This is a genomic window from Vibrio sp. QJM3NY_21, from assembly GCF_057785975.1.
In genome coordinates, this window is record NZ_CM173514.1 from 831,564 (window position 1) to 844,700 (window position 13,137).

Below are 13,137 nucleotides of genomic sequence, written 5' to 3' on the forward strand. Positions count from 1 at the left end.
AAGTGTTTTGAAAAAAGTTTTAGCAATTGGCTACGTTTGGCCAGAACCGAATTCATCGGCAGCTGGCAGCCATATGATGTCTCTTTTACGTCTGTTCAAGAGACAAGGTTGGTCCGTTGAATTTGCAACGCCAGCTCAAGAAACCGAGCACATGATCGATCTCTCTGAAGAGGGCATCTCGAGCCAATCCATACAGTTAAATTGCGATAGCTTTGACCAGTACATCGAAGAGCTGCAACCCGATGTCGTGATGTTTGACCGTTTCATGATGGAAGAGCAGTTTGGTTGGCGCGTGGAAAAAGTGTGCCCGAATGCATTTAAGTTACTGGATACGGAAGACTTACAGTTCCTACGTAACGCGCGCCATGAAACAGTTAAGAAAGAGACTGAACTGACCAAAGCGCATTTGTACAGTGACTTAGCGAAACGTGAAATTGCTGCGATTCTGCGCTGTGATCTTTCGTTGATCATTTCAAGTTACGAGATGGATCTGCTTCAATCTGAGTTCAATATCGATCCTAAACTGCTTCATCACTTGCCGTTCATGGTTGATCTTAATACTCTACCTGAAAGCACGAAAAGCTTTGAAGAACGTAAGCATTTCATGACGATAGGTAATTTTAGACACGCACCGAACTGGGATGCAGTGCTTCAGTTACAAAAGATTTGGCCGAAGATTCGCAAGCAGTTACCTGACACTGAACTTCATATTTACGGATCTTACCCGCCGCCGAAAGCAACGGCTTTGCACAACCCTAAAACCGGTTTCCATATCAAAGGTTGGGCTAAAGACGCTCAAGAAGTGATGGAACAGGCACGTGTGTGTGTCGCGCCACTGCGTTTTGGTGCGGGCATTAAAGGTAAGTTGCTTGATGCGATGAAGCTTCAAACTCCAAACGTGACCAGTGAAATTGGTAGTGAAGGCATGTTGCCGCAAGGTGATTTGCAATGGCCGGGCGCGGTGGCTGACGATATTGACGAGTTTGTTGAACAAGCTGTTGCTCTTTATAACGATGAAGAGAAGTGGCTTAAAGCACAAAGCCAATGTCATTCAATCCTTGAAGCGCACTACGATCAGAATCAACTCGGCGACACATTGATTGAGCGATTAACTGCGTTAGAGTCTGATCTTGAATCTCATCGACTGGATAACTTCTTTGGTTCGATGCTTAAGCACCACAGCATGGCGAGCACCAAGTATATGTCGCAGTGGATAGCTGAAAAAAACAAGACTAAGTAACAGACACAATAAACCGAATCAAATCATAAGCCCTTAGGTTAACGCCTAGGGGCTTTTTTCATGCAGGACGCTTATTAATTCCAGACTTACAAACCGAAACATACTAGCAATACATTAGCATTGACTAATTCATATTTATTAGTAAACTCTAATCTAAGTTTATTAGTAAAGTCTAATTTAAAGTTGCGACGAGTTAAATTTAAGCAGTAACGAGTTAGATTCACGTTGTTAGATAGGAGAGGTCGGTGGTGAGTTTAATACCTTGGGATGCATTGTTCGGTGGCATGTTGTTAGGCGCGTCGGCCATTATTCTTATGTTAGGAATAGGGCGAGTAGCAGGAATTAGCGGCATTGTTAGTCGACTATTGCCATTAGGTGCGAACAATAGTGCAAGTAAGGCTTCTCAATCAGGTTCGGACAACAACGTTGAGAAGACCGAAAAGCACTGGCGCATCGCCTTTGTTGTGGGAATGGTCGCAAGTGGTTGGCTATTGATTCCGACGGGTTACCAACTTCCACAGTTAGAAGAGATGAATCTTGCTTTAGTGATTATTGCCGGTCTTTTGGTCGGCTTTGGTACTAAAACAGCGAACGGTTGTACTAGCGGCCACGGCATTGTGGGAATGGCACGCCTGTCTAAACGATCTATTGTTGCTACCTGTGTGTTTATGGGTGTGGCAATTGTAACCGTGTTTATCAAGAACCTGATTGGCTTGGGGGCATAATGAAAAACGCTTCATTTACTATCGTTATCGGTTTGGTCGCAGGTGTTCTGTTTGGGTCAGGAATGATCATTTCAGGCATGGTTGATCCTGAGAAGGTACTCGGCTTTTTAGACATGACCGGTAACTGGGACATTAGTTTGGCATTCGTCATGGGCGGCGCGCTGTTGGTCTTCGCTCCGTTTTATCATCTGGTCATTAAAAAGCGTACTAAAGCGATCAATGGTGAGTCGTTAGATAGCCGTAATAATCCACTAATCGACAGAAAGTTGATTCTAGGTTCAACAGCGTTTGGCTTAGGCTGGGGGATTGCAGGCTTTTGCCCTGGCCCTGCGGTAACCAGCCTAAGTGGCGGCAACCCGACGGTATGGGTGTTTATGGTCAGCATGCTGGTGGGAATGTGGCTGGCGGGTCGTACGAACAAAACCTGTTAGTAGTAAGCTTATAGCTGATTACATTGGCTTTGACGTTATTCTTTCTGAGCTGACCAAGCATAGAGGCTGACTCGCTTTAATTAGAAAGCCAGTCAGCCTCTTTTTATATCTCTATCTACTATTTAATAGTCGTTGAAACTGGGCAGTGGTCACTGAGTTTGTAGTCCAACACATCTTGCGTTTCAAATACCTTTTGCTTCGCAGGAGTAGCATCTAAGGACTTGCTTACCACAATATGGTCTATTACTGAACGGAACTGGTGCGTGCGGTGGTTATTACGATTTGAGCGAACCTTACAATCTGCTCGAGTTTTTCTTGTTGCCAATTGAGCATCGGTGTTTTGCGTCATATCTTTCCACATCCAATCTCTTGTATAGGAGAGGTTGTGGTTAAAGTCGCCCAGAATCGCGTAGTCTTCGCTTTTACGTTCTCTTTGCTGTATCCATTTATTCAATTGTTGAGCTTGGCCTTTGAGCCTTGAACAGTCACGGTTAGATTTATACGCGCCGCTGCAACCCGCCTTTAAATGCACTGACAACATGTGAATTGGCTTTGTATTTGTTTCTACAACCATATAGCTAGCAAACCTAAGCTTGCTGTTGGCACTCGTTTCCAGAGGAAAGTCAGCGTAGTCAGTGAGAGCGATTCCCTTACGCACCGCGAAGCCCGTATATTGGTTCACTTCTTTGAATTGTCGGTTACTGTTTTTTGGCAATGAACGATCAGACATCAAGATTTCATATTGATCGCCCGCGATGCGCTGAATGGCATTTATGTCATCGACTTCTTGAAAAGCAACGACATCCGCATCTAAGGATCGGAAATACTGTTCGAGTTTATCGAAATCCGCTTGATCACGTTGGGCAGAAAACTTATTCACAGCCACATTGGTTGATAACCATTCGATATTCCAACTGGATATGGTCAAAGGTTCAGCAAATACGTGGCTACTGAGTAAGCAACCTAGCATTACCCACTTTTGAAGTCGTTTCATTCCAAATATCCCTAATTTTGTCGTCCAATATAGTTGAGCCGTTATCCTACAACACTTACCGAAAATTCAACTCTTTTTAGCAGTTTTTTTATTGTTACATTGTTTCTTTTCGACTTGAGAACTCACGTAATAATATTGGATTTATCTTGTTCAGCGTGCGCGTTTTATTGATCCAAATCAATACTCAAAGTTGGTGGTTCTCGTTAAATACGCCACAATATCTAGTGTTAGTTAAACGATAAATCGCTCTATATAGTGTGTTTGTGGATAAGTCTGTGAATACCTCAAGAGTAAGGAGAAGTGGTGAAATCAATCGTAATCAAGCGTGATGGCTCAAGAGCTCCATTCAGTAGAGATCGCATCCAAGCTGCAGTGGAAGCAGCATCAGACAAAGCCGATAAGGAAATTGCTATTTATGCTCTGAATGTGGCATTAGCAGTTGAGTTGAAGCTCGAAGACTACGATGAAGTTCATATCTCTGAAATTCAAACCATGGTCGAGAACGAGCTAATGCAGGGACCTTATAAGTCTTTGGCTCGTGCTTACATTGAATATCGTCATGACCGCGACATCGCACGTGAAAAGCAAAGCGCTTTAACGCGTGAAATCGAAGGTTTAATCGAAGAAAGCAATGTTGATCTGATCAATGAGAATGCCAACAAAGACGGTAAAGTTATCCCAACTCAGCGTGATTTGCTGGCGGGTATCGTGGCTAAACACTATGCGAAAACTCACATTTTGCCGCGTGACATCGTACAAGCTCACGAATGTGGTGACATTCACTACCACGATTTAGATTACGCACCGTTCTTCCCAATGTTTAACTGTATGCTTATCGATCTGAAAGGCATGTTAACGCATGGCTTCAAGATGGGTAACGCGGAAATCGACACACCTAAGTCTATTTCTACGGCGACAGCGGTAACCGCGCAGATCATCGCACAAGTGGCAAGCCATATTTACGGCGGCACAACGATCAACCGTATCGATGAGGTTCTAGAACCTTACGTAATGGCGAGTTACGAGAAGCACTTATCGCTAGCAAAAGAGTGGGACATTCATAGCCCAGAAGCTTTCGCTATCTCTCGTACCGAGAAAGAGTGTTACGACGCGTTCCAATCTCTGGAATACGAAGTAAACACACTTCACACCGCTAATGGTCAAACACCATTCGTCACGTTTGGTTTTGGTCTTGGCGAAAGCTGGGGTTCGAAACTTATCCAGCAATCTATCTTGAAGAACCGTATTGCAGGTTTGGGTAAGAACCGCAAAACAGCGGTATTCCCTAAACTGGTATTTGCAATCAAAGATGGCTTGAACCACCAGAAGCAAGATCCAAACTACGACATCAAGCAATTAGCGCTTGAGTGTGCGTCTAAGCGTATGTACCCAGATATTCTTAACTACGACAAGGTCGTAGAAGTGACAGGGTCATTTAAAACGCCGATGGGTTGCCGTAGCTTCTTGAATACTTACGAAGAAAACGGTGAGTTGATTCATGAAGGACGTAACAACTTAGGTGTAGTTAGCTTGAACTTGCCACGTATCGCGATTAACGCAAAACAAGATATGACTAAGTTCTACGAGCTGCTTGATGAAAAACTGAAGCTGGCTCGTCGTGCTCTAGAAACTCGTATTTCTCGTCTAGAAAACGTGAAAGCGCGTGTTGCGCCAATCCTATACATGGAAGGTGCGTGTGGCGTTCGCTTGAAAGCAGACGACTCTATCGCCGATATCTTCAAGAATGGCCGTGCGTCTGTTTCTCTTGGTTACATTGGTATCCATGAAGCGATGACAGCACTTTACGGCACTGACGTTCACCTGTACGACGATGGCGAAATGCGTGCTAAAGCGCTTGAGCTGGTGGAGTACATGAAACGTGAAGTGGAATTTTGGACAAAAGAAACGGGTTACGCGTTCAGCCTATACGGCACACCGAGTGAAAACCTATGTAGCCGTTTCTGCAGCATCGATACCAAAGAGTTTGGTGTGATTGATGGCGTAACAGACCGTGGTTACTACACCAACAGCTTCCACTTAGACGTACAGAAGAAAGTGAACCCATACGACAAGATCGATTTCGAGATGCCTTATCCAGAAATCTCTAGCGGTGGTTTCATCTGTTACGGCGAATTCCCGAACATGCAGAAGAACATCGAAGCGCTAGAAAACGTATGGGACTACAGCTACACACGTGTTCCTTACTACGGCACCAACACGCCAATTGATGAGTGCTACGAATGTGGCTACAACGGTGAGTTTGACTGTACAAGTAAAGGCTTTACATGTCCTAAGTGTGGCAACCATGACTCAACCAAAGTGTCGGTAACGCGCCGCGTATGTGGTTACCTTGGTAGTCCTGATGCACGACCGTTTAATTTCGGTAAACAAGAAGAAGTTAAACGCCGCGTGAAGCATCTTTAGTCAGGCCTAAGAGCATTAGAAATAAGATTGGTATCGGCTCAATGTCGATACCAATTCATTTGTTTCACTTCTCGCTACTTTCAAGTTAAACCATTAAGCAATCACGAGTTTTCAATACTGCCTTATGAATTATCATCAATATCACCCAATCGACGTTGTAAACGGCCCAGGAACACGATGCACTTTGTTTGTGTCGGGTTGTGTGCACCAGTGTCGCGGGTGTTATAACCAGTCGACGCAAAGGTTGGACTCTGGGCATCTGTTTACTCAAGAACTCCAAGACCAAATTATTGCTGATCTGAACGATCCGCGGATCAAACGTCGTGGCTTATCGCTTTCTGGTGGCGATCCAATGCATCCGGCGAACGTGTCTGAAGTGCTTAAGCTCGTTCAGCGTGTAAAAGCGGAGTGCGAAGGCAAAGACATTTGGATGTGGACTGGCTATGAACTCGACGAACTCGATGATAAACAGAAGCAAGTGCTTGAATACGTAGATACTTTGATTGATGGTCGCTTCGAGCAAGATAAAGCGGATCCAATGTTAGATTGGCGTGGTAGTTCAAACCAAATCATCCATCGATTTACTGACTTATAGCTTTACTGACTTATAAGATTTGTTCTGATTCAGGACTCTCGTAACAACAATACACTCGCAAATAGAAAAAAGGGCTTCATCATTAGCGTAATGCTACAAATCAGCCCTTGGGTGTGAGTTCTTTTTAATCTATCGCCCGAACGTCAGTGTCGGTTTGGCGCCTGTCTAAATAGGAATATGCTCAGGCTCGTCGATTAGGTTGTTTATCCATTTCTTAGATTGAATCCGTTGGCTCGTCAGAACTATTTTGGCTAGCTCTTCGAGTAACACAATCATCAAAACCCATTCTAACGGCCAACCCAACACTAGCGCAGTAAAGTAGGCAAGGGGAATACCAATCGCCCATTGGCCAAACAGGTCGATGAAGATGCTGTAGTTGATGTCTCCACCACTTTTCAGCACGCCGCCAATGCCAACCATATTGAAGACTCTCAGTATCATGCCGAGTGCCATGACTAAGGTAACGTTGACGGCCGTGTCTTTGAACTCTAAGTGTGTAAGCTCGATCATGTACACGATCGCGGGTTTAGCAAACCAGCACATCAAGGCTAACAGAGCCGCAAGCCCACAGCTGACCAAAACATATCCCCAAGCGGTATTCTCAACACGTTGATAGTTCTTTGCGCCGATCTCGTTGCCTAAAATGATCGAAGCAGAAACGGCAAAGCCCATGAACGCCGAGATCAAGATGCTTTCTACTGGTGATAACAGTGAAATGATCGCAAGCTCGCCAACGCCCATCTGACCAACAATAACGTTATAAATAAGAATTCCGCCAGCCCATGCAGTGTCATGAACCAACATAGGAATCGCTATCTTGAAATACTTCTTTCTATGCTTAGGCAATATTGCATCACGCCAACTGCTTAGTGTCGGGAATAGGTGAGCGTAGTGTTTCTTCGCCATGATAAGCAGCGCAATCGTTTGAAAGAATCGAGAAACCGTAGTACCAATTGCCGCGCCAACCACACCCAGTTCAGGAAAGCCAAATAAACCGAAGATCAGCAATGCATTGAGAATCGCATTGATGAAAATTGCCCAGATGCTGATCTTGGTAGGTAGCTTGGCTTCGCCGACCGATCGCAGTGCGCTTTCTAGTGGCACTACTATCGCGGTACCAATAAGGCTGGCTCCTGTTATCCAAAGGTAATCCGTTGCCAATCGGACGTAATCAGGGTCTGAGGCCACTACAGACACCACTGATTCAGGAACCAATGTATAGATGAACACAAAGGGGATGATGGCAAAGATCGACAGTGCCCATGATTGCGCTAGTGTGCGTCGAATTCCGTTGAAATCTCCCGCGCCAAAATATTGCGAAGCTAGCACGCTCACGGCTCCACTAATCCCCGACACCATGATCAAGTTGAAGAAGAAGATACGGTTGCCAACGCCAACCGCGGCGGTTGCAGAATCACCAAGCTGATTGACCATAAAAATATCGACCACGCCAAGCAGTGAAAACAACATGGTTTGCAACGAGACTGGTAAACCGATGTGCAATAATTTTTGCCAAAATTCTTTGTCTAAATGACGATATGTCGAGAGCATCGCATTTCCCCTCCAGTGAATATGTGAGAAGTTTATCGGCATTTGTTTTGTCTGTATTGTTCCTGTTCATCACAAACTTTTGCCAAACTATCTACTTTAGTGGTCTGGCAACCTGAATGAGCTAGCAGTGGAATGATTGAGAAACAAGAACGATATGAGATTTCAGACAAGACGCATCAAGAGTTTGTCGATCAAACCCATGTCTTGGCATTTGAAGAGCTCGGTATCGTTCAGTGTGGGACGGCGTCATGTCGAGACTTTTTTTCTGTCTATCGCAAGAATCAACAGAAACACATGCTGTTGTATACCGTGAGAGGTAAGGGTTGGCTCGAAAGCGAAGGATGTCGCTATATTCTAGAACCGGGCTCGTGCATTACGGTTCCAGCAGGTATTGAGAATGGCTTTGGTATTGAAGAAGAAACATGGCAGATCGCGTGGATCTTTCTCTCGCCTGATAAACAATGGGAAAATGTCGTCAGTGATGAAGTGAGTTATACGCTGTCTCCGGCAGCAGAAGTCGTCTCGTCGTGCATTCACACTCTATTGAGAAGCATTGCCTTACCCGTCGATTTGGGTGGAGCGATTGCTATACATAGCGTTGCCCAAATAGAATTCATGATTAATGCGCCGGTCCCGCAGCAGCAATCACGAAATTTAATTCGCTTAAGACGCGTGTTCGACAACGTACAAAAGCAGCTTCACAAAGAGTGGAACGTTCATGAACTCGCGAACTTATTTCCATGCTCAGAGCCGCATTTCCATCGCTTGTGCCAACGTTATTATTCTCATAGCCCTATGACTCACATTATGCGCATGAGAATGGAGTACGCGGCGCGATTGCTTAGGTCGAGTGATTGGTCGATTCAACATATCGGTGAGATAGTTGGCTACCCCAATGCGGCTAACTTCAGTACCCGATTTAAGGCGTGGTCGGGAATGACACCAAGGCAATTCAAACAGAGCGCTTCATTGAAGTCGTCACAAAAGACTTAACAATAAGCCCGTTTATTTTGTGATTGGTCATTAAACACCCGAAATATTCACTTTATCTTGGCTTAAAATGACCAATCTCTGATTACTTATGGTAACTAAGCTCTTCTATTAAAAAATGTTTCTGATTTTAGTACGAAAATGTTAACGTGAAATTCAATACTTGAATTTCAAAGGGTTGTGACTTTCATGTTTTCACATCTACCAAAACCAACTTTAGATCCAATTTTATCTCTTTCTGTCGCTTACCGCGGCGATCCTCGTACTGACAAAGTCGATTTAGGCATTGGCGTTTACAAAAACGACCAAGGCGAAACACCGATCATGAAAGCCGTTTCTATGGCTCAAGACATTGTTGTCGATACTCAGAAAACCAAAGCTTACGTTGGCCTAGCAGGCTGTGAAGAGTTTAACCAGAGCATGGTTGATCTGCTGCTTAAAGGGACTTCTGCAATGGATCGTGTTGCCGCGATTCAAACACCGGGTGCAAGTGGTGCACTTCGTATGTTGGGTGACTTAATGAAAGTTTCTCAACCAGACACCACGGTTTGGATTTCAAACCCAAGCTACGTTAACCACAAACCGGTAATGGAAGCGGCAGGCTTAAAAGTTCGATACTACAATTACTTCAGTCCTGAAACGAAGCAAGTTGATGTTGCAAGAATGATGGAAGACCTATCAACAGCGGGTCCATCAGACGTTGTACTACTTCACGGTTGCTGCCATAACCCAACGGGTGCTGATATCAACTTTGAAGCGTGGCAGGAAATCACCAAACTATCTCAGAAAAATGGTTTCTTACCGTTCGTTGATATTGCCTATCAAGGCTTTGGTGACGGCCTAGAAGAAGATGCAAAAGGTCTTCAACACATGGCTAACAACGTTGAAGAAATGCTGATCACAACATCTTGCTCGAAGAACTTCGGTTTGTATCGTGAAAGAACGGGTGCTGCGATCGTTATCGGTAAGAACAGCGAACACGTTGGCAACGCAAGAGGCAAGCTTCTTACGCTGGCTCGTTCAACTTACACTATGCCGCCTGATCACGGTGCTGCTCTGGTTAAAACAATTCTTCAGAATCAAGAGCTAACGAAGATTTGGAAGCAAGAGTTGAGTGAAATGCAGCAACGTTTGTTAAATCTGCGCCAAAGTTTATGTGATGAATTGCGAAATACTTACAACACGTCACACTTTGACTTCATTGAAAGCCATAAAGGTATGTTTAGTGTACTAGGCTTTAAAGAAACTCAAATGAATCAATTACGTGAAGAATATGGAGTCTATGGTGTTGGTGACGGACGCATCAATATCGCAGGCCTTTCTGAATCCCATATTCCTTATGTAGCTAAAGCGATAGCTAACGTTTCGAAATAGAAGGTGACTGAATGTATAATTGGAAAGCGATTGTAGTCTTAATGCTAAGTGGTGGCCTGTTTGCTTGTTCGACGACGACTCAAGTTCCTGTCGAGCCAGAGCAAAAGCCTCAAGTAGAACAACCCGTTGTGGATGACTCTTCAAAGACTGAAGCAACTGAAGGCGAGAAAGTAACGGAACCTACAGAGAAGCCTGAAGAAGTAAAACCAACTGAGCCAGAAGTTAAACCTGAGCCAGTTGAAAAGCCACCAGCAAAACCGTTAAAAACGGATGATGGAAAACTGATTCTTGGTGAAGAAGAGTGGGTGTTTGTTCCTGGTTTGAAAGAAGCATTTAAAGCTCGTATTGATACAGGTGCAACAACATCTTCGATCAGTGCTGTAGATATCGTTGATTTTGAGCGTGACGGAAAAGACTGGGTTAAGTTTAAAATTGAGCATGACGGTATCACAACCAAAGAGATCAGTTTACCGGTAGAGCGTTGGGTTAAGATCAAGCAGTCGAGCGCGGAAGGCACACAGCGACGTGCTGTTGTCGTCGCTTCAATTCAAATCGGCGATCTGAAAGACAAAACTGAGTTTACGCTAGCAGACCGAACGCATCTTTCTTTCCCTATTCTATTGGGTAGAAGCTTCTTTAGAGATGTTGCGGTAGTGGATGTAAGTCAAAAGTACGTTCAAAAGAAAATTACTAAATAACGGTTCTTCTCATAATCAAGGCTTTTAGACTTGAAGAGAGATAGCTTTAACAGAACACTTTAGTGTCGATAAATAGAATCCCCGTCAGTTCAACTGGCGGGGATTTTTCTATTTACACGTTAATAACGTATGAAAAGCATCTAAATGGTCTATGTTTACCATTCGTTTACGGTTTGGCCTCGACAACGTGATCGAGATCTCTATATAATCCGCGCTTCGATTTTTGTTTAATCCATACTTTCGTACTTCTTATTTAGGTTCTTGAAATAGCCTAATAATTATCTGTCAGTACACGCTTAGGAATTAGTTCTTTGATATCTACCGCGAACATCACAATGCAATTTGGCGCAGAGCCGCTGTTTGAAAACATCTCTGCTAAATTTGGTAACGGCAACCGCTATGGTTTGATCGGCGCCAATGGTTGCGGCAAGTCAACGTTCATGAAAATCCTAAGTGGTGCATTAACGCCAAGCTCGGGCAACGTTTCTATCACTCCAGGAGAGAAACTGGGTGTGCTAAGCCAAGACCAGTTCGCTTTTGAACAATACAGCGTTATCGACGTTGTGATCATGGGTGACAGAAAACTGTGGGAAGTAAAACAAGAACGTGACCGTATTTACTCTTTGCCAGAAATGAGCGAAGACGATGGTATGAAAGTCGCTGAACTTGAAAGTGAATTCGCTGAAATGGATGGCTACACAGCAGAAAGCCGTGCAGGTGACATCCTAATTCAAGCGGGTATCGAAGAAGAGTTCCATTTCGGCCTGATGCAGCAAGTTGCTCCAGGTTGGAAACTGCGTGTGCTTCTGGCACAGGCTCTATTTGCAAACCCAGATATTCTGCTTCTTGATGAACCGACCAACAACTTGGACATTCATACGATCAACTGGCTTGCTGAAGAGCTAAACCAGCGTAAATGTACAATGATCATCATTTCGCATGATAGACACTTCCTGAACTCTGTGTGTACGCACATGGCTGATATCGACTACGGTGAGCTACGTGTTTACCCTGGCAACTACGAATACTTCCTAGAAGCGTCTGGTTTGATTCGCGAGCAACTTCTAGCAAACAACGCTAAGAAAGCGGCTGAAATTAGCGAACTTCAAGATTTCGTTAACCGTTTTGGTGCAAACGCATCTAAAGCGAAGCAAGCAAGTTCACGTGCTAAGAAAATGGACAAAATCACGCTTGATGAAGTGAAATCATCGAGCCGTATGAGCCCATCAATTGATTTTGGTGAGGGCAAGAAATTACACCGTCAAGCGCTTGAACTTAAAGAGCTTAGTCACGGCTTCGATGGCGAAACACTGTTTGCTGGTGGTAACTTGCTGCTTGAAGCGGGTACACGCCTTGCTGTTATCGGTGAGAACGGTGTGGGTAAAACCACGCTGCTACGTTGCCTAGTTCAAGAACTAGAGCAAAACGAAGGTATCGTTAAATGGTCTGAAAACGCATCGGTAGGCTACTGCCCACAAGATAGCACGACTGACTTTGACAACGACCTGAGCATCTTCGATTGGATCTCTCAATGGCGTACAGTGAAGCACGATGACCTTATGGTACGTGGCATTCTAGGTCGTTTATTGTTTACCGCTGATGACGCGAACAAGAAAGCGCGTAATTGTTCAGGTGGTGAGAAGAACCGTCTGTTATTCGGCAAGCTAATGATGCAAGACATCAACGTGCTTGTAATGGACGAACCAACGAACCACATGGACATGGAAGCAATTCAAGCGCTTAACGATGCGTTGAAGGTTTACACTGGCACACTTATCTTCGTAAGCCATGACCGTGAGTTCGTTTCTTCTTTGGCGACACACGTTATTGATGTGAAAGACAAGCAATTGGTTAGTTTCCAAGGTACTTATGAAGAGTACTTAGATCATCAGAAAAAGATGCTGATGGTTGCTCTATAGATGCAAATTGCTCGCGAAGCCTTAATGTGGCTAAAGCGAGCGATAACAGCGAATAATAAAAAGCCCCGAGCATGATTGTGCTCGGGGCTTTTTAAATAGTATCTCTGTATCACTACTTAGAAAGGGAATTTAGCTTAAAAGTCGACCCTAGCTTAGAAACAGAACTTAACTAAGGCAACTAATTCAGTTTAGCAGC

General features: G+C 44.3%; 11 protein-coding genes. 9 read left to right on the forward strand and 2 right to left on the reverse strand.

The genetic code is table 11. The features are described 5' to 3' along the window. The first annotated feature begins 7 nt into the window (after positions 1–7). From AC3CID_RS19430 to AC3CID_RS19440, 3 genes are all read left to right on the forward strand, one after another. Positions 8–1,240 (forward strand): glycosyltransferase family 4 protein, encoded by a 1,233-nt coding sequence (locus AC3CID_RS19430; RefSeq protein ID WP_488527952.1) that lies wholly within the window; start codon positions 8–10, stop codon positions 1,238–1,240. A 245-nt stretch (positions 1,241–1,485) separates the two neighbouring features. Then, entirely contained in the window at positions 1,486–1,965 is a 480-nt protein-coding gene (locus tag AC3CID_RS19435) for a YeeE/YedE family protein (RefSeq protein WP_488527953.1), read from the forward strand. Continuing rightward, on the forward strand, positions 1,965–2,396 hold the full coding sequence (locus AC3CID_RS19440; RefSeq protein WP_488527954.1) for a DUF6691 family protein: 432 nt from the start codon (positions 1,965–1,967) through the stop codon (positions 2,394–2,396). The genes AC3CID_RS19435 and AC3CID_RS19440 overlap by 1 nt, the downstream gene beginning before the upstream one ends. 118 nt (positions 2,397–2,514) lie before the next feature. Here the strand turns inward: AC3CID_RS19440 and AC3CID_RS19445 are convergent, their stop codons facing one another. Next, positions 2,515–3,390 (reverse strand): endonuclease/exonuclease/phosphatase family protein, encoded by an 876-nt coding sequence (locus AC3CID_RS19445; RefSeq protein WP_488527955.1) that lies wholly within the window; start codon positions 3,388–3,390, stop codon positions 2,515–2,517. A 303-nt stretch (positions 3,391–3,693) separates the two neighbouring features. Here AC3CID_RS19445 and nrdD point away from each other — a divergent pair, with 303 nt between their 5' ends. After that, positions 3,694–5,814: an anaerobic ribonucleoside-triphosphate reductase gene (gene nrdD, locus AC3CID_RS19450; RefSeq protein WP_248386904.1), complete on the forward strand. Its 2,121-nt coding sequence runs from the start codon at positions 3,694–3,696 to the stop codon at positions 5,812–5,814. Between the two features lie 124 nt (positions 5,815–5,938). Next, positions 5,939–6,409: an anaerobic ribonucleoside-triphosphate reductase-activating protein gene (nrdG, locus tag AC3CID_RS19455; protein WP_017632438.1), complete on the forward strand. Its 471-nt coding sequence runs from the start codon at positions 5,939–5,941 to the stop codon at positions 6,407–6,409. 165 nt (positions 6,410–6,574) lie between these two features. Here the strand turns inward: nrdG and AC3CID_RS19460 are convergent, their stop codons facing one another. Beyond that, the gene (locus AC3CID_RS19460; RefSeq protein ID WP_473578233.1) at positions 6,575–8,002 is read right to left on the reverse strand and encodes an MATE family efflux transporter; all 1,428 of its coding nucleotides are present in this window, start codon (positions 8,000–8,002) and stop codon (positions 6,575–6,577) included. Positions 8,003–8,092: 90 nt separating this feature from the next. Between AC3CID_RS19460 and AC3CID_RS19465 the strand changes: the two genes are divergently transcribed. The 4 genes from AC3CID_RS19465 (at position 8,093) to AC3CID_RS19480 (ending at position 12,941) form a co-directional block, all read left to right on the forward strand. Next, entirely contained in the window at positions 8,093–8,953 is an 861-nt protein-coding gene (locus tag AC3CID_RS19465; RefSeq protein WP_488527956.1) for an AraC family transcriptional regulator, read from the forward strand. A gap of 186 nt (positions 8,954–9,139) precedes the next feature. Then, entirely contained in the window at positions 9,140–10,324 is a 1,185-nt protein-coding gene (locus tag AC3CID_RS19470; protein WP_171328638.1) for an amino acid aminotransferase, read from the forward strand. An 11-nt stretch (positions 10,325–10,335) separates the two neighbouring features. Then, a complete protein-coding gene (locus AC3CID_RS19475) occupies positions 10,336–11,022 on the forward strand; it encodes a putative ATP-dependent zinc protease (RefSeq protein WP_054546836.1) in 687 nt (228 codons plus the stop codon). A 311-nt stretch (positions 11,023–11,333) separates the two neighbouring features. Beyond that, on the forward strand, positions 11,334–12,941 hold the full coding sequence (locus AC3CID_RS19480) for an ABC-F family ATPase (protein ID WP_108209197.1): 1,608 nt from the start codon (positions 11,334–11,336) through the stop codon (positions 12,939–12,941). Positions 12,942–13,137 lie beyond the last annotated feature (196 nt).